The organism is Paenibacillus sp. MABNR03, from assembly GCF_050455445.1.
Taxonomy (GTDB): domain Bacteria; phylum Bacillota; class Bacilli; order Paenibacillales; family Paenibacillaceae; genus Paenibacillus; species Paenibacillus xylanilyticus.
This window is the reverse complement of sequence record NZ_JBCIYR010000001.1, coordinates 1,451,284-1,473,784: the sequence shown is the minus strand read 5'-3', so window position 1 is coordinate 1,473,784 and position 22,501 is coordinate 1,451,284. Positions and strand designations below refer to the sequence as shown.

The 22,501-nt window shown below is 46.3% G+C and carries 21 protein-coding genes; 10 read left to right on the top strand and 11 right to left on the bottom strand.

What is annotated here, in order from left to right:
* Window positions 1-3: 3 nt before the first annotated feature.
* From AAIH57_RS06285 to AAIH57_RS06265, 5 genes are read right to left on the bottom strand one after another with little or no spacing between them, the layout of a single operon-like run.
* Complete coding sequence (locus tag AAIH57_RS06285) at window positions 4-1,476, bottom strand: sulfatase-like hydrolase/transferase (RefSeq protein ID WP_430020965.1); 1,473 nt, start codon at window positions 1,474-1,476, stop codon at window positions 4-6.
* Window positions 1,473-3,023, bottom strand: coding sequence for a sulfatase (locus AAIH57_RS06280; protein WP_430020964.1), 1,551 nt, complete (start codon window positions 3,021-3,023; stop codon window positions 1,473-1,475). Before AAIH57_RS06280 ends, AAIH57_RS06285 begins: the two co-directional genes overlap by 4 nt.
* A gap of 7 nt (window positions 3,024-3,030) precedes the next feature.
* Window positions 3,031-3,897 (bottom strand): carbohydrate ABC transporter permease, encoded by an 867-nt coding sequence (locus AAIH57_RS06275; protein WP_175398671.1) that lies wholly within the window; start codon window positions 3,895-3,897, stop codon window positions 3,031-3,033.
* 9 nt (window positions 3,898-3,906) lie between these two features.
* On the bottom strand, window positions 3,907-4,800 hold the full coding sequence (locus AAIH57_RS06270) for a carbohydrate ABC transporter permease (protein ID WP_430020963.1): 894 nt from the start codon (window positions 4,798-4,800) through the stop codon (window positions 3,907-3,909).
* 48 nt (window positions 4,801-4,848) lie between these two features.
* Window positions 4,849-6,150 (bottom strand): ABC transporter substrate-binding protein, encoded by a 1,302-nt coding sequence (locus AAIH57_RS06265; RefSeq protein WP_430020962.1) that lies wholly within the window; start codon window positions 6,148-6,150, stop codon window positions 4,849-4,851.
* A 220-nt stretch (window positions 6,151-6,370) separates the two neighbouring features.
* Here AAIH57_RS06265 and AAIH57_RS06260 point away from each other — a divergent pair, with 220 nt between their 5' ends.
* A complete protein-coding gene (locus AAIH57_RS06260) occupies window positions 6,371-7,330 on the top strand; it encodes an AraC family transcriptional regulator (protein ID WP_430020961.1) in 960 nt (319 codons plus the stop codon).
* 702 nt (window positions 7,331-8,032) lie between these two features.
* A complete protein-coding gene (locus AAIH57_RS06255) occupies window positions 8,033-9,208 on the top strand; it encodes a serine hydrolase domain-containing protein (RefSeq protein WP_430020960.1) in 1,176 nt (391 codons plus the stop codon).
* Between the two features lie 302 nt (window positions 9,209-9,510).
* On the opposite strand, the gene AAIH57_RS06250 is transcribed toward AAIH57_RS06255, so the two are convergent.
* The gene (locus AAIH57_RS06250) at window positions 9,511-9,768 is read right to left on the bottom strand and encodes a GlsB/YeaQ/YmgE family stress response membrane protein (RefSeq protein ID WP_024630063.1); all 258 of its coding nucleotides are present in this window, start codon (window positions 9,766-9,768) and stop codon (window positions 9,511-9,513) included.
* A gap of 154 nt (window positions 9,769-9,922) precedes the next feature.
* On the opposite strand from AAIH57_RS06250, the gene AAIH57_RS06245 reads away from it, so the two are divergent.
* From AAIH57_RS06245 to AAIH57_RS06235, 3 genes are all read left to right on the top strand, one after another.
* The gene (locus AAIH57_RS06245) at window positions 9,923-10,630 is read left to right on the top strand and encodes a response regulator transcription factor (protein ID WP_430020959.1); all 708 of its coding nucleotides are present in this window, start codon (window positions 9,923-9,925) and stop codon (window positions 10,628-10,630) included.
* A gap of 71 nt (window positions 10,631-10,701) precedes the next feature.
* A complete protein-coding gene (locus AAIH57_RS06240) occupies window positions 10,702-12,054 on the top strand; it encodes a sensor histidine kinase (RefSeq protein ID WP_430020958.1) in 1,353 nt (450 codons plus the stop codon).
* 114 nt (window positions 12,055-12,168) lie between these two features.
* A complete protein-coding gene (locus tag AAIH57_RS06235; protein ID WP_430020957.1) occupies window positions 12,169-12,888 on the top strand; it encodes a hypothetical protein in 720 nt (239 codons plus the stop codon).
* A gap of 705 nt (window positions 12,889-13,593) precedes the next feature.
* On the opposite strand, the gene AAIH57_RS06230 is transcribed toward AAIH57_RS06235, so the two are convergent.
* The 3 genes from AAIH57_RS06230 to AAIH57_RS06220 form a co-directional block, all read right to left on the bottom strand.
* Window positions 13,594-14,565, bottom strand: a complete 972-nt coding sequence (locus AAIH57_RS06230) for an aldo/keto reductase (RefSeq protein ID WP_430020956.1) — start codon at window positions 14,563-14,565, stop codon at window positions 13,594-13,596.
* 16 nt (window positions 14,566-14,581) lie between these two features.
* Window positions 14,582-15,004 carry a MerR family transcriptional regulator gene (locus AAIH57_RS06225; protein WP_145950312.1) on the bottom strand — a complete coding sequence of 141 codons (423 nt, stop codon included), beginning with the start codon at window positions 15,002-15,004 and terminating at the stop codon, window positions 14,582-14,584.
* A 662-nt stretch (window positions 15,005-15,666) separates the two neighbouring features.
* A complete protein-coding gene (locus AAIH57_RS06220) occupies window positions 15,667-15,795 on the bottom strand; it encodes a helix-turn-helix domain-containing protein (protein ID WP_430020955.1) in 129 nt (42 codons plus the stop codon).
* Between the two features lie 449 nt (window positions 15,796-16,244).
* Here AAIH57_RS06220 and AAIH57_RS06215 point away from each other — a divergent pair, with 449 nt between their 5' ends.
* The 4 genes from AAIH57_RS06215 to AAIH57_RS06200 all read left to right on the top strand — a co-directional run bounded on the left by AAIH57_RS06215 (window position 16,245) and on the right by AAIH57_RS06200 (window position 18,866).
* Entirely contained in the window at window positions 16,245-16,451 is a 207-nt protein-coding gene (locus tag AAIH57_RS06215; RefSeq protein ID WP_430020954.1) for a DUF5316 family protein, read from the top strand.
* A 371-nt stretch (window positions 16,452-16,822) separates the two neighbouring features.
* Complete coding sequence (locus AAIH57_RS06210) at window positions 16,823-16,966, top strand: hypothetical protein (protein ID WP_430020953.1); 144 nt, start codon at window positions 16,823-16,825, stop codon at window positions 16,964-16,966.
* Between the two features lie 222 nt (window positions 16,967-17,188).
* Complete coding sequence (locus AAIH57_RS06205) at window positions 17,189-17,635, top strand: GNAT family N-acetyltransferase (RefSeq protein ID WP_430020952.1); 447 nt, start codon at window positions 17,189-17,191, stop codon at window positions 17,633-17,635.
* Window positions 17,636-18,245: 610 nt separating this feature from the next.
* Complete coding sequence (locus AAIH57_RS06200) at window positions 18,246-18,866, top strand: NAD(P)-dependent oxidoreductase (RefSeq protein ID WP_430020951.1); 621 nt, start codon at window positions 18,246-18,248, stop codon at window positions 18,864-18,866.
* Window positions 18,867-19,209: 343 nt separating this feature from the next.
* Here the strand turns inward: AAIH57_RS06200 and AAIH57_RS06195 are convergent, their stop codons facing one another.
* Window positions 19,210-19,779, bottom strand: coding sequence for a DJ-1/PfpI family protein (locus AAIH57_RS06195; protein WP_430020950.1), 570 nt, complete (start codon window positions 19,777-19,779; stop codon window positions 19,210-19,212).
* On the bottom strand, window positions 19,769-21,157 hold the full coding sequence (locus AAIH57_RS06190) for an MFS transporter (protein WP_430020949.1): 1,389 nt from the start codon (window positions 21,155-21,157) through the stop codon (window positions 19,769-19,771). The genes AAIH57_RS06195 and AAIH57_RS06190 overlap by 11 nt, the downstream gene beginning before the upstream one ends.
* Window positions 21,158-21,272: 115 nt before the next feature.
* Here AAIH57_RS06190 and AAIH57_RS06185 point away from each other — a divergent pair, with 115 nt between their 5' ends.
* Entirely contained in the window at window positions 21,273-22,160 is an 888-nt protein-coding gene (locus AAIH57_RS06185) for a LysR family transcriptional regulator (protein WP_430020948.1), read from the top strand.
* Window positions 22,161-22,501: the final 341 nt, after the last annotated feature.

Below are 22,501 nucleotides of genomic sequence, written 5' to 3'. Positions count from 1 at the left end.
CTATTATTCACGTTGTGCGCGTTGATGAGGAACGACATCACAAGTCCCCTGGTAAAAATCCAGCATGCGCTCCTTTAATTTTAGCAATTCTTGCGCGAGGGAAGGATCGTTAATCCGGTTATAGGTCTCACCCGGGTCGAGAACAAGATCGTATAACTCGTCTAGCTCGTCATACCTTCGCACGTACTTGTACCTCTTGGTACGAATCATCGTTGCTTTGGTATGCTCTGGACCTTCGCTGCGCTGCGTTTCACCTCTTGGCCAATACAGGCTATTTCGGTCTTCGTTGAATGGCGTCGATTCATTACAGTGCAATTCGTCACGTAGTCGGCCGCCCTCACTAAACACGGCATCCCGATGTTCCGTCAGTTGCCCGCCAATGACACCGCGAAGTGAACGACCGAAATGGGTGTATCCTTCGTCAATGTCCGCATAATCGTATACCGTGGCGCACAAATCTATCAGCTCGATCATAGCATCCGAAATACCGGGCCTCAATGGTTCACCTACGGGTGGTTTTACGATAAAAGGGACGCGGGTCAGGCAATCCTCGAACGTGTTTTGCGTTTTTTCCACCAGCCCGTAATCTCCCGTGAAATCGCCGTGATCCGAGAAAAAGAAAATAGCTGTATCTTCGTAAATCCCCGCGTCTTTCAGAGCCTGAACAAGCAGGCCGAACTGTTTGTCCACTCTGGCACACATGCCGTAATACGTTGCTCGCAGTTCGTCCCAACGTTGTTCGGTCCATCCATGCAGCTGCATCTTATCTCTCAGTCCAGTTAACATGGATGGTTTACCTCCCCAACTCGGCTCTGCGACTCGGGGTGGAAGCAAGGAACGGTTAATCAAACTGTACCATGGTTCTTCTACGGCATAAGGTGGATGAGGGTATAGGATTGGCAAATAAATGCATATAGGCTGATCGGACGGTGCGTCTCGGATTAGATCAATCGCGCCATAGATATGAGCCCAATCCGAATCGGGGTAATGAACCTCTCCGTCGCCTTTCTCGATGTTACCAACGTAAAACGAGTAGAATGTATCTTCATGGGCTTCGCCACGCTTCCAATCCGGCCCAAACATGCGAGCAGTGGAATCAGGAGGGACATGCTTGACGTCACAATAATCGTCATAGCCCGATTCAGGATCAATCAGGTCGTTTTTTCCGCCCCACCAGACGAAATAGCCAGCCTCTTTTAGTTTCTGCAGCAACATGGGTTCATCCGGTTTAAGCAAGTGATACATGGTCCGGTGTCCTCTTACATGAGGATACCATCCTGTCATAAAGGAGCAGCGACTCGGCGTGCACACCGGATTCTGACAGAAAGCACGGCTAAACGATACGGCATCTTCGGCCACGAACTGGTCCAGATTCGGAGTTCGAGCTGCCGGGTTCCCAAGGTGGCCGAGGACGTCGCCCCGCCATTGATCCGGGTTAAACAGGATGATGTGTGGACGTTTCACTTTCGCAGTCATGATTGATGCTCCTTTACTCCTTCGTTACTCCGTTTACTCGAATGAGTTACTTCCTCGTCACGAGTGCTGCACGGTTTGAGTCCCAATCGCTCATATTGTTCGATCGGCGCATCGTTCTCTTGCATATGCCAGATGAGCAAAGCGACCATTTTGGCCTCCAGCTCTTCATCCTGGATTGGATGTTCCTGGCGAGGGTCTGTTTCCAGGTCAAATAGCAGCGAGCCGAATTGGTGCAGCGTCCCCCGGCCCGCGCTTCTGATCTTCAAGACCTGCGTACCTTTGGTAAAGGAGAGTGGTCCAGCAAGTTCCATATCCTGCAACTCTGAAGGGGTGAATCGGCTACGCATATGTGTTGGCATCAGGGTGTAATCATACAATGGCTGGTTGTCCTCACGTACAGCGGCACGCATATATACGTAGCGCCCATCCGTAACGCATACGTGGCCGCCATGCAATCCGAACAGGGCTGCTTTGCGCACGGGTAGATCACTGGTGATTGTGGCACGAAGGGACTGACCCTGCATATCTGATGTAGGCTGGACCCCGAAATAATCGAGCAGCGTTACGGGTAGGTCGATGGTTTGAACAAGGCTGTTTCTCCGTTCCCCCTGAACCTTGCTGCGCGGGTCCCAGATAAACAGCGGCGTGTGAGCAACCTCATTGTAAAAAGGCTGTACGCATTTAGCCCAGTGACCGTGCTCGCCAAGCAAGAAGCCATGGTCCGTATTGACGATGAGTAACGTATCTTTCCATAGATCCAGCTCGTCCATAACATCCAGCACTTTGCCGAGGTGGTCATCACACATAGTGAGCAGGGCTGCATAACGATGCCGCATGCGCTCTACCTCGTCATCCGTTTCATTGACGGGGCCATAAGCTGGCCAATCATTCCCGCGATCACCGATCAGCTTCGGATACAGGCTGCGGAACGACTCTGGACTGTAGAACGGCTCATGCGGATCAAACGTCTCCAGCTGTAGGAACCAGCGGTTCTGCTGAGCATTACGACGGATGAAGTCGATGCCCAGCTCAAAGGTCTGTGCCTGCGGAAATTGTTCCTCGGCTACGATATGTTTTCGGTTGATTCGGTCGTGATGAAGGATCTTCTGATACGTCAATGGGATGCCTGAGTTAGGCTTTCCTTCGGTAGCCTCCGGGCTTACCTCGCCTTTCCAAGGGTCTCCTTCCTGACCACGTACGAATTCAAAACTTTCATAACGGGGGTGATATGTACCTCCGCCATCTTCCCAGTAATGTTGGTGATCTGTCACGAGATGAGTATATACACCTGCTTGCCCAAGCAGCTCGATCGCAGAATCGTCGAACGGTTCCAGGGGACCCCAGCTTCGGTGGAGGAAATTATGACGACCTGTGTGCAGTTCCCGGCGTGCCGGCATACACGGCATGCTGCCAATGTAACTGTTCAAGAAGACGGTGCTGCGCTGAGCAAGCCTATCGAAATGGGGCGTTTGCACCCAATCGGGTGCGCCATAGGGGGAGAGCATATGCCGATTTAACGTATCAAACATAACCATAATTGCTTTCATGCAGAAATCATCCTTTCACACCCGAAGATACCACACTGCGGATGAACTGTTTTTGAAATAGGAAAAAGGCAATGACGATGGGCAAGGACACCATCAGCGTAGCGGCCATCAACAAGTTGTATTGAACCTGATATTCGCCCCGGAAAACTTGAAGGCCGAGCTGGATCGTCCGCATGGACGGGCTGCTGGTGTAGATGAGTGGGTGAAAGAAGTCATTCCACACTCCCACGAATTTGAAAATACCAAGTGTGCCGAGCAGCGGCCCGCTCAGAGGAATGTAAATGTAGAAAAACAATCTTAGAATACCGGCTCCATCGATATAAGCCGCTTCGTCTAGCGCCCGGGGCACTTGTTGGAAAAATTGTCGTGCCATAAAGATGCCGAACGCACCAGACAGCTCAGGAATGATCAGAGCGTAATAGCTATCCAGCCAGCCAGTTCCTCCACTTCCAAGCCAGTCGTTGCCGCCAAAGAATGGAACGGACTTCAGCAGCAAGAATTGGGGGATGATTGTAACTTGTGCCGGAATCATGAGGCCGAGCAATAATAATAGGAACATGAACTGGCTTCCCCGAAAGCGGAGTCTGGCAAAAGCAAACCCGGCAAGGGTATTCAATAAAAGACTTCCGCCCACAGCGATGGCGGTGACGATAGTGCTGTTGCGGAAAAAGAGACCCCATTCCGCCATGCCCAATGCTCGGGCATAATTGTCGAATTGCAACCCGGAAGGCAAGATCGCCGTACTACCCAATCCAAACTCATCATCCCCCTTCAAGGAAGTAAAGATGAGCACCAAGAGCGGCAGTATGGACAGCGCGGTGACGAAAGCGAGCGCGGCATAGGCTAAAGATCGTTCTAGTTTTGTCGGTTTCATGTCATTCTCCTAATCTGAGGCAGAATTACGTCCGCCCAGCCAGTACTGCAACAGCGTGACGGCCAGCGTGACCAGGAGTAAAAAGACGGCCATTGCCGAAGCGTATCCCATGCGGTATTCCTGAAAGCTGGCATTGACGATCTGGCTGACGATCGTTGTACTCGAATTGGCAGGGCCGCCCCCGGTCAGAATGTATACCAGATCGAAAACCTGAAACGATCGAATGGTTGCAATGATAAAGAGAAACAACAGCATGGGCTTCAGGAGAGGAATTGTAATGTAAAAAAACTGACGCAAGCTGGAAGCGCCGTCGAGCGCGGCTGCTTCATACAAACTTATGGATATACCCTGAATACCGCCGAGCAGAACAATCATACAAAATCCAATTCCTGTCCATATGCCAATCACAATGATGGAAGCAAGGGACGTATCGGGACTGTTCAGCCAGTTTCGCCCGGTAATGCCGATGAACGACAGCCAGCGGTTCACTGGCCCGCTGGACGGATCTAGCAGCCAGAGCCAAGTCATGGCAACGGCAACGGACGACAACGTGCCAGGTAAGTAGATCAAAGCACGGAAAAGGGGAAGCAGCTTCAGTCGCATGGACATGAGGACAGCCAGAACAAGGCCGATGGCCATCGAGGGCAACACGGTGCCGAGCCAGTACCATGCGGTGTTTCCCACCGCTTTGGCGAACAGCGGATCTTGGAGTAGGCGTACATAATTGTCGAGCCCTTTCCATACAGGGGGCTGCAGCATGGAGTAGTCCGTGAAGCTCAGGTAGACGATCCAAGCGATCGGAATCAGCCCGAACCATACGAACAGCAGCATGCTCGGAAAAACAAATAGATAGGGGGATACGCGATTCAAGCCTTTATTCATCGTTACACGTCCTTTGGGCAATAGAGATGCCCCCATTCCAGCCATAATGCTGGATTAGGGTGCGCATAGTTACTGGATGGACTTAATTTCGTCCCGTGCAAGCTCGGCGTTGGTCGTTAAAGCATCTTCCACCGATTTGGAGCCATTATAGGCCTCTTCGAGGGCTGTTCTGAGATATTTAATGTTCACCGACCAGTATTTCGAGGCGATATACCCCTGTGCATCGTTCATCGCTTCGTAGATGACCTGGTTTTGCGGGAAGTTTGTCAGATACTCATCTTGAATGGATTGCAAAGGCGGCAGTGCTCCCGTCTTGGAAGTATAAGCAATTTGATTGTCGGGGCTGAACCAGAACTTGATGAATGTCCAAGCTTCTTCCGGATACTTAGATGCCTTGGCTGCCGTCAGAAACGTGCCCAGCATAAGCGATGTGCGTTCTCCATTTGGTCCAGCTGGCGGAAGTGCCCAATCCACTTGCTCCTTCCCAACGGATTGAATCAGGGATGCGATGTTGGAAGGAGAGACGAATGCCATCGCGGCCTGCCCTTGAGCGAAAGGTGTTCCTCCGGTCTGCTGCTGGTTGCTGGCTGTGAATACACCTTCTTTGTACAGTTCGGTGAGTTTCTTCACCAGAGCGATGGACGTTTCCGAATCAAAGGTAGGATTGCCTTCCTGATCGTAGAAGTTCTCCCCATATAAAAGGAGAAGAGATAAATAGGATTGCTCGCCGTTACTTGTTTGGATATCTAGTCCGGAACGTATGGTCTGTCCGTTCTGAACCACTTTCAGCTGATCAGCGTACTGGAATAGCTCATCCAGGGTTTGTGGCGGAGATTCCGGATCCAACCCGGCTTCGGTCAAATAATCTTTACGCCATGCAAGAGGGCGCAAATCCGGTATCAACAACCCATATTGTCCGTTTTCCCATTGTCCTGCCTTAAGGATATCGGGGTAGAAGTCAGTTGTTCCTTCCCACTGGTCTTTCTCAATGTACGGTTGCAGGTCCAGATATTTGCCTTGATCCACCGTAGATATCAGCTGTCCGAAGCCGAGACCGTGTACGTCTGGCTGCGTACCGCCCGAATAGGCTACGGCGAGTTTCTGGAAGTATTGGTCCCAAGGGACCGAGGTCAGATTCACTTTGATATTGGGGTTCTGTTGTTCAAAGGTCTGGATGGACTCTTTTACGGCATTTACGGTCACTTGGTCGGTTCCCGGAAACCAGAAGTTTAGTGCTATCTTTCCGGTTTTCTCTCCTTTATCGGTGCTGGAAGCGTTAGGTTGGCCACTACTCGTCAGACCGCATCCGGAAAGTAGCAGACCTAGGACGATTGTAGTCATGATGGCGCGAATGAGTGAGTTTGCTTTCATTAATGTTTCCCCCTAGATTGTTCATCATCGTCGTTTGAGTCTGGGTGCTTCTCCATGCGTACGGTCAAAACACATCACAAGTATTCCGACTGAAATACTTGATTTTTAAATGTTTAATGCCTATGATTATAGCACTCCAAAAAACAAGAGTATTTACTCGGAAAACGCGAATTGTTGTCTATTATGCAGATTTGCTCAATTTAGATAGGGAGAGAGGATCATGCAAAAAAACACCCATGTAATGGATGTATTTTCGAAGGAACGGAATGACCGCTGGCATTCCCAAACTCGTCAGAGTCTCGAATTCGATACACGAAACTTGCTGGAGCAACTCTCCATCCAGATCAGATGGCTCAAAGAATGGAATGTGCGGGAAGGCCATACCGGACAGTTTGTTTTTCCTTATACCGCCATTTGGCTGGTTACCGGAGGAGAGGCGACCATCTTATATGATCAAACGCTGTACACGATCGGGAAAGGGGACATCGTATGCATTCCGCCCCAAACATGCCAGTCTTGGCATAGCATAGATGATTCGGAACCTTTTCATTATTATGCCTTTGCTTTAGAGGCCAAGATCGGATTTCTTGATTTTATCCGCCTGTACCGTTTTCCTCGGGTGGTGTCTGCAATTGACCCGTCAGCCTTCCGCAACCTGCTGCAATTGTGGCACTCCATCGCTGATCAATGCATGTCCTATATTACAGTGAAGGAAGGGCGCACGAACGGTTTGCAACAAGCGAAACTGGACACGAATGTAACCATCCAGTATTTGAAAATGCAAACGCTTGGTTTGTCGTGGTTACTCCAATTGTTCGAGACGTTGCGTCCTACCTTGCCAGATCAGCCCGTGTTATATGATTACCGGATTTACCAAGTATGCAATTACGTTGAGGAGCATCTGGACGATCCGTTGACACTGGATGATCTGGCCGAACGAGCCAATCTTGGGAAGGAGCAATTTAGGTCCCTTTTCCAACAGACTATTGGGACTTCTCCGATGAAATATGTACAACTTATGCGCATACAGCGGGCCAAGGAGCTTCTATCCTTGACCGTATATCCGATCAAGGAAATCTCGGCTCAGGTTGGTTTCGAGAGTCAACATCATTTCTCCCGTGCCTTTCGTAAACACGCTGGTATATCGCCGCTTGAATATCGTAAGCATCATACAGAGTAGGATAGGGCAATAACCAATCATAGGGGAACGTATATGCTCATTAAGACAGAGATGGCCAACGAGAATTAGATTTTCAATGTACATTTCAAAAGAAAAATTGAAAATTCAGTCAAAGACAAATGGCATGAAGCGATGAAAGGGAGTGTATACATTTTCTACTATTCACCTCCGGACATAACTTAGGAGCATCAAATTAGGTCACATAGAGTTCTTCATTGTCTGGAGAATCCATGAACAAAAAAAGATAGCGATATATAAAACCGATATGAGACAGAATACACTTGGAGTCCCGATAGATTATCGGGACTTTTCTAAATTTTCCTACATGAAATAAACTTGAGAATGCAAAGGAAGACAGTTGATGTGAATTGCTAGTTCTTTGAATTGAAAGAGTGACATAAATTATCATCTACACCACGCTCGGCCACGTCAGAGAAGAATAGGAGACAAATTACCAAATGGTTTCCACATGAAAAACTGTCGAGGGACAAGAACATGGTCCCATTGAACTCGCTATTTTAGCGGCTTTTTCATTTTAATGAACGAAGTTCTTGTCCCTTTGCCAAAAAGACAAAAACATTGTAGAAGTGGCATTATTAGCGTTTAAACGGATTCTTTGATAAAGGAAAATGCCAAGCCGGGAGAGAATGGATAGTTAAAAACAGTAGGGCTGACAAAAAAAGGTAAAGTGAGGGAAACTAAATGGAAAAGAAAACAACAGAAGATTTTAGTCCGTCAGAGAATATGAAGGAAAAAAGATTCGCTGACGGGCAGGATCGCCCGGAGCTGCAGAAGGTCATCGAAGAGATAGTCGATTCCGGTTTCCTTGGGGTGCAGCTGCGCGTGCACGATGAGCAGGGCGAGTGGGTCGGCAGCGCCGGGGTAAGCAGGCTGGGCGAGGCGGCGAAGCCGCCAACAAACGGACACTTCCGGATAGGCAGCAACACCAAGATCTTCACGGCAACCGTGGTGCTCCAACTGGTTGCCGAGGGCAGGATCAGGTTGGACGACACGGTGGTAGACTACCTGCCCGAGTTCGGGCTGGACCAACGGATCACGGTGCGAATGCTGCTGCAACACACCAGCGGGGTGTTCAACTTCACCGGCGAGTACTATGAAGACGGGACGGTCGTGCCGGGTATCCCCTGGCAGGGCCAGGAGTGGGTAGACAACCGGTTCAAGACCTACCGGCCGGAGGAGCTGGTTCGGCTGGCATTGTCGAAGCCAGTGCGATTCGAGCCGGGAACGGACTGGAGCTATTCCAACACCAACTACGTTCTGGCCAGGCTGCTGATCGAGAAGGTCACCGGCAGCTCGCTCGCCGAGGAGATGAAGCGGCTCATTCTGGGGCCGCTTGGGCTGTCGGGTACCGTGGTACCAGACACCCAGCCGGAGATCCCCGGACCGCATGCCCATGCCTACTACCGGTACGAGGACGCCGGCGAGCAGAAAACGGTCGATGTCACCCGCCAGAACCCCTCCTGGATCTCCACCGGAGGTGACATGATCTCGACCACACAGGATCTCCACACATTTATCTCCGCGCTGATGGGCGGCAAGCTCCTCCCGGCTCCGCTCCTGGCTGAGATGTGTAAACCGTATCCCAAAATCGGCTATGGTTTGGGTGTGTTCGTGCAGGACGTCGGCCAGAACGGTGACGGTACCATCATCACCCACAACGGCGGTATTTCGGGCTACGCGGCACTAATGTACAGCACACCCGACGGCAGCAAGACCCTGACCGCCTCCGTGAACTATGTGGACGACGTCACCATGTCCCTGGCTGTGGCGTTCCAGAAGGCAACGCAGAGACTCGTCGAGGAGGTGTTCGGCGCTGGGCTGTCCGGGTCGGCTGAGCCGGACAGTAAACTGGGCTGAGCACCGTGGCCCCATACGCCTTGACGCTGGACTCCTTCCGGATATGCATGGGGTCATGAATTGATCATATGTTGATCTATCAACCTGAGTTTTATATAGTGAATCTATCAAAGCGATGGAGACCATGTTCAGGCACGGAAAGAATGGATGAAATCAGTACAAAAATAAAAAAAGGACCGTAAGTGTTCATCTTCCATCGATGAATGCTTTCGGCCCTTTTATGTTTATCTTTACCTTTATGTCCTGGCAGCATCTTTTAAAAATATCTAATGAACGACAGTATCGGTTTCCGTCTCTCTTTGTTAACGTCTTCGGAAGGCTCCGCCGCGTGCCAGAGCGAAGAAGATGAGCAGGGCAATAATCGAGCCAACGATGGCTGGAATAATATGAAATCCGCCAATCACGGGCCCCCTTGGTCCCAGCAATTCCGTTCCTAGCCAGGAACCGATAAAACCTGCAATAATGTTCCCAAGCACACCGCCCGGTACGTCCCGCCCAATCAAGTTGCCGCTTAACCAGCCAATAAGTCCCCCAACAATGAGTACCCAGAGCAGATCCATGGATTGTTCTCCTTTCTTCGGGTTTGTTACAAGTTATGTCGGGCTCAGTGGAATATACCTCATCATCCAGTTGGTGGAGGAATCTAAAGATGCTGTGCTAAGATGAGGGTAAATGATGATTCAAGCTGGGAAACAAGGCTAGAAGGGGTGCACATTGAAGAAAATTCTTGTCATTGACGATGAAGTCGCAATCAGAGATTTAATTGAGCTCGTACTGAGAAGAGAAAACTACTTCGTTCAAACGGCTGAAAACGGTAAAATAGCCCTGCAGCTGCTGGATGCTTTTGGGCCGGACCTGGTGGTGCTTGACTTGATGCTGCCTGACTGCTCCGGATATGACCTGTGCAAGGAAATCACCGGGAAACGTGCCGTTCCTGTGATCATGCTCTCTGCCAAAAATGAGGTAATCGACAAGGTGCTCGGACTAGAGCTAGGGGCGGAAGATTACATGACCAAACCCTTTGACAATCGTGAACTGCTCGCTCGGATCAAGGTGATTCTGAGAAGAAACGAGAGCAAGGAGGAATCAAGTGAAGGAACAGAAGTGAAATCTGCACGCATTATTCATGAAGAACTGACATTTGACCTGGAAAGCCGAAGGGTGCTGAAAAACGGTGTACCGGTGTCTTTAACGGCCAAAGAGTTCAAAATTCTGGAAACGTTACTCAAAAGACCAGACAAAATCTTTACCCGGGATGAGCTGCTGCAGATCGGATGGGGATATGACTTTATGGGAGACAGTCGCAGTGTGGATATGACCATCATGCGATTACGGAAGAAGCTGGAGGATAACGCGGACGAACCGAAGTATGTCAGGACGATCTATGGATTTGGCTATCAACTTGGAGGTGGCGAGGCCTGAAGTATGCAACCCGGTTACTGCTGAATTATTTATTTTTCTCCGTGCTGTCCTTTGGCATCATCATTTTTGCGGTGAATAAAGCCATCGATTACTACAGCTTCATTACCATTGAAAAACAGATGATGGAGAAGGCGGATCTGTCCGAGTTGTCCTTCCGCGAGGTGTTGGCACAGCATAGATCATCGTCAGGAGAGCCGCAGACCAAAGAAATTGTCAGACTTGCTCTGGAGAAACTGAAAGCTTCAGGCAAGGAAGTACGTATCTATGATAGCTCCAAGCAGCTGCTGGGCTTGGCTGTGGATGGCATCATCATTAATGATGGCAAACCTCTTATTTTTGAAAAGAATATTGAGAAAGCCCTGAGCGGCAGTTATACCTACACCGTAACGGAAGATCATCTGCTTTATTTTGCCACTCCCATCCAGGATCAATACTACCAAAACGCTTATGTGTATGAGTTCGTGGAGGACATATCCTACTTTTATGCGATTATGGATCAAATCCGTTATATCCTGTTTGCGGGTGCAGGCGGATTTATTGTACTGATTACGTTATCCAGTCTGTGGATTGCCCGCAACACAACCAAGCCGATTAAGCTGTTGCTTGGCGCTGCGCAAAGTTTCTCTAGACAGGAGTTTCGGAGAGTTCATCTAAACCGGAAGGATGAGCTGGGCATGCTGGCAGATGGGCTGGATTCCATGGGGCGGCAGCTTCATGATTACATTCAGTACCAGAAACAATTTGTCTCCAACGTATCTCACGAGTTAAAAACACCCTTGGCAGCCATTCGTGGTTTCTCACAATACTTGGTTGAAGGGGAGAACGAGAACAAGGAGCTGCAAAAAATCTATGCTCATCTGCTGCAGGAATCGGATCGGCTGACGCGCTTGATTAATGAATTGTTGCTGCTATCCCGATTCGACAAGGCTGGTTCTAACGAACTGGAAGCCCGGAAGACGGAAATGAACGAACTGATTCAGCAAGTCGCAGCGAGTATGGGTGCCAAGGCCAAAGATAAAGGAATCGAGATTAGGTTCAGAGAGGCGGAAGCGGAACCGGAGGATAAGCTTCTGACGAGAGTCCACGCCAACGTGAATCCAATGCTGATGTCCCATGCGGTCGCCAACCTTGTGGACAATGCCATCAAATATTCAGGCAGTTCATCGCTAATCGAATTGAAGTTGGATCATACGCCAAGCGAGGTAGTTATACGGATACGTGATCAAGGTATCGGTATCGCGGGCGAAGAGCTGGAGAGAGTGCAGGAACGTTTTTACCGGGGGAAAAATGCAAGTACAGCGAACGGTTCAGGTCTTGGACTTTCTATTTGCAAAGAGATTGTAGAGCGGTTTAATGGATATATCGACATGGAAAGTCAAATCGGGGAAGGAACGACCGTTACGATCGTGTTACCCCGTGTGTAAACACGCGCGTAAATCGCTAACGTTACAAGATTGATACAATTCTGTTATGAGACTAACAAATGCTTTTTTTATAATCACTTCATAAGAAGAAATCACACATTTTATGGAGGGATCATGATGAAATCGATAAACAAAGCTACAGCTGTAATTCTGCTGAGTATTTTACTAACGATGGCACTGACGGGCTGTCAGTCCAATGGTGCCAAGTCGCCAGAAGCGGCGCAGAACTCGGCTGAAAAAAACACGCCCGACGAACAGGCCAAAGGTGAAGGAGCATCAGATTCTACTGCGCCTGCTTCAGAAAACTCGGAAGGACAGCGTCCTGAAGCTATTAAGGAAGGTTCGATGGAGAAGGAAGGCAATGTGGTCCTGAAGGAGCTTGCTTTTGTCTATAATGAGCACACCATTGCGATTTCGGATACAGCGAATGAAGATCAGATGGAACAGATGTTGGGCAAACCGGATAACCTGAAATCTCATACGTACACTGCCGACGATGGAACAAACATGGATACGTTAATTGGTTTTACAGAAAAGGTTTATACGTATCCTGGTCTGGAGATTAAAACAATCAGTATACCGGAGGGGAAACAAGACTCCATCTTTCACATCGAAATTACAGATCCTAAGTATGCGACAGTGCGAAACATTAAAGCGGGAGATAGCCTGGATACACTCAAAAACGCCTACCCTGAGGGGAAACTGCTTGGTGATGGAGCAGCTAATGAGGAGGATGACTTCCGTTACGAGCCATCCAATTATGTGGATGTGATGTCGTTTCATATCAAGGATGCAAAGGTGGAGAGCATTCAGATCTACAGCCTTCTGGACTAATATTTAGGAATCGATGTTGGTAAGCCATTCATACGATTCACCTTTAATACCTGTCCGGAAGAGGGGCAGGTATTTTCCCGTTTATTGACATCTATGCTGTCTGGGTGCTTAAAACGAAGGGTTGTCGAGGGACAAGTCCAATTTAAGTCGCTATTATAGCGGCTTTTTATGTTATCGATACAAGTTCTTGCCCCAGCCAAGGACAAGAACTTGTATCGATTGTGGAATGGACAAGAACATAGTCTGATTACCGATTAGATGAGCAACTAAATGAAAAGTGATGTAATTAAAACCTCATTAAGTATCATTATGCAGGACAGTTTTCGTAATTCGATCAGATAAAGATCTGGGTAGAAGTGTTGTGTCTCTTTTGATTGACTGAAACGCTGAATGCAGTTTATGGTCAAAGAAACCAGCTTCAATGATCGAAAGAACTTCAATTGACTGTGATCTCATTTGAATTAGATAAAACAAACTCGTCACAGCACTTTAGCAAAGAAATGAAGAGGATGGTGGATGTGTCTTTTGGCTTAAGGGGTGACAAACATATACTGAGATCGTACCTAGTGCTGATCCTGTCATTGTTGAGGGACAAGAACAAGTTCCTATTATCGCTTAGGCGTTCATGGCTGCAGACTTCCTGAGACAATTTCCAATTGCAAATGGTCCACGGAGCACGTGGACCATTGCTTCATCTGATTATGTCTAGCCGTCGAGCAGCGTCATCTGTTCTTTCATATAACGCGTGCCGTGAACGACATTCTTGGGGCTGACCTGATCGATTCGTTCGAGGTCCTCCTTCATGAGAAGGATATCAGCCGCGGCTGCATTTTCCTCCAGGTACTTGATACGCTTCGTACCCGGGATAGGCAGTGCCCCGTTGGCAATTGTCCAGGCAATGGCCAATTGGGATGGTGTACAGCTCTTCTCCAACGCGATCTCCTTAATCTTGTCGACAACCTCAATGTTCTTCCGGAAGTTGTCTCCTTGGAACCGCGGCATCCATCTGCGAAGATCGTCGGCGGCCAGATCTTCGAAAGTTCGAAGCTCTCCGGAGATAAAGCCCCTGCTCAATGGACTGTAGGCCACATGGGTAATCCCAAGTTCTCTTACGGTAGGGAGTATCTCCTCTTCGATGTCACGGCTCCAGAGCGAATACTCACTCTCTAGCACGGAGATCGGATACACGGCATGAGCGCGGCGAATGGTGGAAGCGGAAGCCTCGGACAGGCCGAGTGCCCGAACTTTGCCTGCCTTGACCAAGTCTGCCATCGCTCCGACCGTCTCCTCTATCGGGATTTGCGGATCGACGCGGTGTTGGTAGTATAGATCGATGTAATCCGTATTCAAACGGCGAAGGCTATCCTCCACTGCTTTTTTAACGTAATCAGGGTGGCCACTGATGCTCTCGTAATTAGGGGTGTACGAGAACTTGGTGGCGATAATGGCTTGCTCGCGGCGCCCTTGAAGAGCACGGCCCAGCAGATTTTCGTTATGGCCGTTCCCGTACACGTCTGCGGTATCGAACAACGTGACGCCTATGTCCAAAGCACGATGGATCGTTTGGATCGACTGTTCGTCGTCAGTCTCCCCGTAAATGCCTGGAGACATTCCCATAATTCCCAGTCCGATCGAAGAGACGAGGATATTGCTATTGCCCAAAATTCTTTGCTGCATTTGTTAATCCCTCATTCTATGTTTGTTGTCGCTCTGACTCCTCCATCTTGATTAACAACTGGCTCTCGGAAGGGATTCTCCCTTTCTCGATGTCTTCGTATATCGACAGTTTGTTATTGACGGCGTCAAGCGCTTCGGCCAATTCGTTCTGGCGGCGAAATAAATCTTCCTTGTACTGATTCAAGATCGCTTTGCGCTGTGGAATCGTGGAATCACCATCGAGCGCAAGATCCACCATCTCCTTCAGCAACGACAGCTTCATCCCTGTCGCCCGGAAACATGTCATCAGCCTGATCCAATCTAGGTGATCTTGTTCGAACAGTCGATTCCCGTTCTTATCTCTCTTAATGTAAGGGAGCAATCCCTCCTTCTCGTAAAAACGAATCGTATGAGCCGGGCAACCAAGCCGCTCTGAAGCTTCTTTGATCGTGAATGCCATTGCCGGATCGCTCCTTATCGGTTATTTTCAGACGGAATCGGCTGGTTCTTCCTCATCCTAAATCTTAAAGTACACTTTAAGGCAAGCGTTATTTTGGGAGACAGCAATCAACGCCTGAGCTACTGGTAATCATTATAATGTCCATCATTGACCCTATTAGGGGGAGTTGTGAAAACTGGAGCTGTAATAGAGGCACCTTGGCGTTAAAATACGCACTATGTTCGTTCCAATATCGTTTATTTTCGATCCTTCTTGCTTACTCAATGGACAGTTCGTGCATCTGAGTGTTTTATCAAAAACAGTCGGCAGTAAACAGAGAAAAAGGCAGCTGTATTAAAACGCTGCCTCAACTATACTGCCAGTTAGCTCAATGAAGCATCTTTAGTCTAATACTTTTTTCAGCCTAGAACTTTATTTTCTTTTGAATGCAGCCGCTATAATATCCTTAATGGTGATATCTATAAATCATTCTTCATGGATAAGTTAATAAATGCATCCATAATCAGCTTACGGGTACGTGTACTACGGGGATCAATAGGTTTTTTCATAGATGTTCCTCCTGTTTTTAAAAACTTCGGGCAATATGTCGGATATACAATGTTTTTTCTCATTTTGTCAGTTGTTGAAGTAACACCCACTTGGTATGGTTCTTAACTCTGTGATCAATATACCCCTTCTTTTAATTTCCTTCGATAGTTCGTAGGACTGAGACCATAGTAGCTGGTGAAACGAGGGGAGAAATAGTCCGGCGTATTGAATCCAACCCCCAACGCAATCTCAGTAATGGTCAAGCGATGGAATCAATTGGAGAGTGGATTGCCCAAAGGAGTACAAGCAGGACATTTTTGGACTAGACAAAAGCTAATTTTTCCTATTTCATTCCTTGTAATTAATTCGATGTCATGGATCCGATTTGCGTAGGGAGTTTGATCCAGTTGTGATCCATATTGTAATTTGTCTTGATCTCATAATCGCTCGTACGTATTACTAAAAGCGTTCCCATAATACTTAAAGTCAATAGAACGATTAAGAACATTTTACTCAGGTCTAACACCTCATATTAAGAATGTCCTGATGTTACAGTTATATGTAGGGACAATTAAATAGAAAGGTAATATACGATAGCATCATTAAGCTAACGGGAAGTTTAACTTAAATAGAACTTCACTTCTTCGCTTGCAACCTTTACTATGATAAACGTTTTATTAAAAACAAGGGTGATTGGGAAGGAAGATGAAATATGAATTTTTTTATTTATCTAGGGATCATTCTCATTGTTGTTTCTGGACTTAGCATTGGAGCATGGACGACAGGTTACCAACAAAGAGGTAATTTTTATTCAGAGTCTAAGGAAGACCGCGAAATAAAGAAGAAAGTTGCTACATGGTCTGCTTTAGCAGGTGTCTGCTCGTTTGCAGTTGCTGGATTGATGTATTTATTAAGCTAACGGGCAAGTTAGCTTAATGGAAAATTCCTGGATATGATTGTCCTCAACTAAGAAAGCTACAACTTTATTGAACACAAGGGAAAGAATTCTTTTACAATCATTGTAAGTACGTTATAATACAATCACCAGGTGGAATATAAAGAAAAAAGTTAAATAATGCAATTCACTTTTCGTAGTATTACCCGCGGCTTGTCATCGTCTTGAGTTGCTTTTTACATAATAGATACTGGAGGTATGGTTATGGTCAAGAAGAAAATTTCCACAGCCCTCAGCGCAGCTCTAATCGTTTCTATGCTGGCTAACTGGCGTGATAGTCGCTATCCAAGGTAAAACAACGTTAGAGGTAGCGAAGTCAGCAGGGGATAAGAAGGTTGAAGTTATTAAATGAAGAAGCTAGTTGCGACTCTAGTAGTCCCCATTTAGGGGTATTTGAAGCACCTGATGCGAAAGTCAACGGAATCAAAAGAAAAGACAACACAGGGGTAAAAGCCAATGATAGAAATGAACAAAAATAGTAAATACATTAACCTCAGCTCGGTTAACCCAGCTGAGGTTCTTCATTATGGAATGGAACAGAGTACGAAGGCAATCAGTACAAGTTCTTGTTCTTAAATTTTGATAATGTCGAAGGACAAGAACATGTTCCAATTATCGATTAGTCATGTTTTGTTTTACTAATTCATTAAGCTAATGGGAACTTTACTAATAAAAAACTTTCTATCTAAGGCGGTATATTAATGAACAAACTTGAAATTAAAGTATCCAACTATAATCCCAAGTATGCTGAACATACAGTGAAAATGTGGAGAGATAGTAAGGAACGGGCAATTGGTCAGGCTGAAATCCATAGCTTCGAAAACCATCTATATTTTTTAAATCATATACTATCTAAACAGTATCAAATAGATTTAGCGTTAATTGATGAAAAAGTAGTCGGAATGATTGCCTATAGTGAATCGGAGATAAGCCAACTTTATATTCATAATGATTATCAAGGCAATGGAATAGGGCGAACCTTGCTTAATAAAGCAAAAGCACAAGCAAATGGAAACTTAACTTTATATACATTTGAAGTTAATAAAAATGCCCAAAGATTTTATGAGAAAAATGGATTTGAAATTACTGGTAGAGGACAAGAAAATGAAGAGAACTTACCTGATATTCGATATGAATGGAATTTGTAGAAATCGAATATCAAATTACATTCAAATAAATGAGCATTTTGCAGGTTAGCAGGATGCTCATTTAATAGATGAGATTAAATTGATTAACGGAAAATTATACTTTACGATATTCGCAGGCAATCTTCATATTGAGATTTATCCGGTTGGTGAAGGATTATTTGCAGGCAAATATTGTGACCAGACCCGTCCTTACAGTATTGCTGAGAACGAAATGGAAAGATGACGTTTTTCGGGTATGACTTTGAACCTGGGGACGAAGTCATGATGACCGTACAGGTACATTGGAACACTATCGTAAAAAGTCATATTATTGCTTTAAAGATGTGATCCAAAGTAATGGAGGAAGTTTGTTCGAAAAATAATTAGTGCATTTGTGGATTGCAAGTTAAATCAGACTTATGTTTCAACAGTTATCTTGCAGATGTTGATGATTCATTAGTTGATGTTCACAAGAGCCGTGAATAAGCGGCTCTTTGTTTTTAGAATTAGCTGTCTGATATTGATTTTGTTATCATACTATTGATACTTATAGTTCAGTGATCTTATTGCCGCCTGAGTGGCGGAAAAGATTGTGTTGATATTGCAGAACTTGGAGGTGGATTGGTTATTTATGCAAATTTTAGTATTAGGTGCATCTGGACGTGTTGGGAGTCATATCGTTGCCAACGCGCTTAAGGATCAACATCATGTAACTGTGCTGGTTCGTAATCCGGAAAAATGCCAGACTCATGATAAAAATTTAACAATCATTCAAGGTAATGTGTTGAATCGAGAGGATATTATGCGTGCTTTCCATGGAGCCGATATCGTTATTAGTGCACTGAATACGGATGGTACCAATACGCTATCCGAAAGTATGCCGTTAATCATTGATGCAATGCGTGATGAAGGAATAAAACGAATCATTACTATAGGAACAGCTGGTATCCTACAAAGCAGACTGTCTCCGAGTGTTCTACGATATCAATCCAGTGAATCCAGACGTAAATCCACCCGTGCAGCAGAAGAGCATCATCGAGTATATATGATGCTTCAAGTTTCAACACTGGAATGGACGATTGTGTGTCCTCCATATTTACCGGATGGAGTACATCTAGGCGTATACCGTGTGGAGCGTGATGTTCTACCTGAAGGTGGCACTGAAATATCCGTGAGGGATACAGCAGAATTCACGTACAATCTAATTAAAGATGACTCTTATGTCAAGTCTCGTGTAGGCATTTCTTACTAAAGGATAAAGAGGTTCGTACAGTTGATCACCTTGCAGAATTTCTAACTGAGAAAGAGATTGATACTTTGGTAGCAATTTTCCTAACTGTCCGTGCACTAGTATATGAAGCTAGTGAAAGAGATTTTAAGGTGGTAATAATGACCGCTGATGCTATCTGGTGTGTATAAAAAGGGATTAGTGTGTCGTGATATGAACAACTGCCGAGGGACAAGAACATATACCGGTTACCGATTAGATGGAACGACATGTTACATTGCAACTTATGCTCGATTCCTCACTTCTCGACTTTTTCTCCGGTGCAGACAGCTGCTCTTTTTTAGACGTTTCCTGGCTCGTCTCAAAGTTAATCGGCGGTATGCCGTGCTTGCCACACCGTTCCTCTACGCTCGTACTCGAATAACTTCTCTATGGCATTCGCAATCTGTGGTCCGACTTCACGCTCAACCAAATACAAGGCCACATCAAGTCCAGAAGTAACACCTCCGCCAGTTACCAAACGAGGGCCATCTTCCACGATTCTTGCATTAACCGGAATTGCACCGAGAGCTCCTAGTGCACCCATGCCTATTTGATTGGTGACTGCATATTTATCTTTCAATAAACCATCCATAGCCAGCAGCAATGAACCTCCACACACGGTAGCCACCGTAACGTCTTTATTATTCATAGCTTGTTTCATCATCGTTGCTAATCCCGAATCCTTAGCCTGCCTTAATATGTTGGGAATAGCATCTGCGGTGTTCACCGCTGGCTTCCCCGAAGCGCCAGGAACAACAATAATCCCGGAACGATCAGGGTCTAACACATCTTGCGGCTCAACAAGATAATACGGTAGCCGATTCTCACGATCAGCTGCCGCTTTCTGTTGAGGGAACGGAGGATAATTTACATCTGTCAGATAACTAGGACTCATGCAACTGCACTGACTCCTTGTGCCGCCAATTTATGAATACCAAGGACAATGCAATTAACGTGAGGATTATCCCAAGTATTCGAAATCCTTCGAAGCTGAAGTTATCTCCCATTACGCTGCTAATCAGTAATGAAGAGAGAATGGTTCCCATGTATCTTGAGGTGTTAAATATTCCAGATGCTACACCTATAATTTCTTTTGGTGAACTTTTGAATAAGGCTGCCTGCATAGCGACACTGTTCAACCCGTTGCTAATACCGAATGCAGCTAAGGCCAGACACACACTGATAACCGGTGTAGTCTGATCCAGTGTCACGATCCACACGGACCCAAATGTCATCAGGATTCCGGACATAAGCAATGCTGGTCGAGGTCCTGATTTATCGATCCATCGTCCTGCCATTGGAGAAGCAACGAGCGAGCACAAGCCTAAGCTTAGCATGAGCATCCCGGTATGGAACTCGCTGACATGACGTACGATTTGCAAGTAGGACGGAAGCCCGAAAAAGAGAGAGTAATAAAGCAAATTAACGACCATGAATTCGACATTGACCCAAGTCATTGCAGGATATGTAGCGAATGTGCGTAAAGGAATAAAGGATGACTTCGCTTTTAACTCATGTCGCACGAAAGCTCCCAGTCCAACGAAGCCAATCAGCGCGACAATAACGTTACTTAATGAGATTTGACCAGATGATTTTGCGGACAATAATCCAACGAGCAGAGCAACCAGACCCACGGTGAATAGCAGAACTCCTGACGCATCAATCAAATCATACCATTTGCGAAAGGACATGTTGCGAACATTGGAGGTCGTAGACGGACTATCCTTTGGAATATGCCTCCAAGCTAATAGAAAGCTTGTCATCACGAACGGAATATTAACCAAAAAGATAGAAGGCCAGCCCCACCAGTGAATGATGACCCCGCCAATAAAGGGGCCAATCGCAGCCGCTCCGGATAGGAATATAGACAAAACTGACAGTGCAGTCGCTTGTTTCTCTATAATATGAATTCGCACAATGGCCATTCCAACTGCAACCATCATGCTTGTTCCGATGGATTGCACAATGCGGAACACGATGAGCCATCCAAAGTTTGGGGATAGTGGAGCTAATAATGATGCAACGAAGGATACAACAAGCCCGCTAAGAAATATCCTCCTCCTACCGAATAAATCACTGGCTTTTCCCATGATCGGTTGAGCGATAGCACTCGCAATGTAGAACGAAAAAATAATCCAGGATACCACTGTAAAGTCGAGATGGAACACATTTTGCAGCCTTGGAATAGCAACTGAAACCATTGAAGAATTCAATGGGTTCAATAAAATCCCTAGTCCAACGGAAATCATCAACCACCTACTGCGAATACTCATTTCAATCCCCCACTTTGTATATTAGTGTCATCATCGTACTTGAAATCATTTATTTATTCCAATGCATTTTATGTTATGATTTCATTGACTCAAGGGAATGAGTGGAGGGTGTAAAATGGAACTTCTTCAACTGAGATATTTTCTCGAGGTAGCTCGTTTGGAACATATGACCGAAGCAGCACGAAGTCTGCATGTCACTCAATCGTCACTAAGCAAAACGATTGGGCGCTTGGAGGAGGATTTGGGAGTTCCGTTATTCGATCGAATAGGGAGGAAACTCCGATTGAATGAGTTTGGAAGCAAATTCTATCGCCGTGCAGAAAGGTCGTTGTTTGAATTGGAACAGGGAAAGCAGGAGATTAGCGATTTGTCTAGCCCAGAACATGGAACACTCGAATTGGCGGTGACCACCGCAAGCACATTGCCACAGATCCTTCGAGAGTTTCGGAACAAGCGACCCGATATCCAGTTTCATGTGCAAATGCTCACCACGCAGGAAATGGTTACGCTTCTTCATAGAGGAGAGGTTGATTTTTGCTTGTCCTCACCTCCTATTCAAGGGGAAGACATTGAATGTCAAATCATGTTCATCGACCCGATTCTTGTAGCTGTTCCCAAAGGGCATCGGCTTGCTGACCGAAACAGCATATCTTTAACTGAGCTAAGGGATGAATGTTTTGTTGGTGTAAAAAGAGGCTACGGTACTCGCGATCTGGTGGATTCTATATGCAAATCGGTTGGATTTGTACCTACGTATGTGTATGAAGGAGATGAACCCGCAAGGCTAATTTCTCTAGTGGAAGCGGGAATTGGCATAGCTTTTATACCAAGTACGGCAAAGATTTCTTGGGAACATATCAAATATCTCAAAGTAGAAAATCATGAATTGGTACGGGAGATCGCTTTGTTATGGCACAGGAGTCGGTACATTTCGCGGGCTGCTCTCGAATTCCGTGAAATAGTTGAAGGATATTTCGGGAAGATATCCAAACAGACAATTTAAGTATCCGACAACTAATACCGTCTCTAATCCGTTTATTCCGCTAACGGGAAAAGTTATTCCTAAAAACCAGGGAAGTTGTTGACCATCATGATCGGCTGCTTTTGTTAAACTAACGGGCAGGTTAGTTTGAAGCCATTCGATAAGAACCTTATCACAGTTAAGGATATTTTTTTGTGCGAATTATCAATAAAGAACAAAGCTCGCTATCACTTCAGCGAGCTTTTGTTCTTTATATGTCAAAACCAAGTCAGAGGAAAACCCTGTGCGAGGTCTGAGATTAGAGCAGGATGAACAGGCTGCCATCCCAAGATTTTCCGGGTCAAGTTATCGAAAGAAATAGC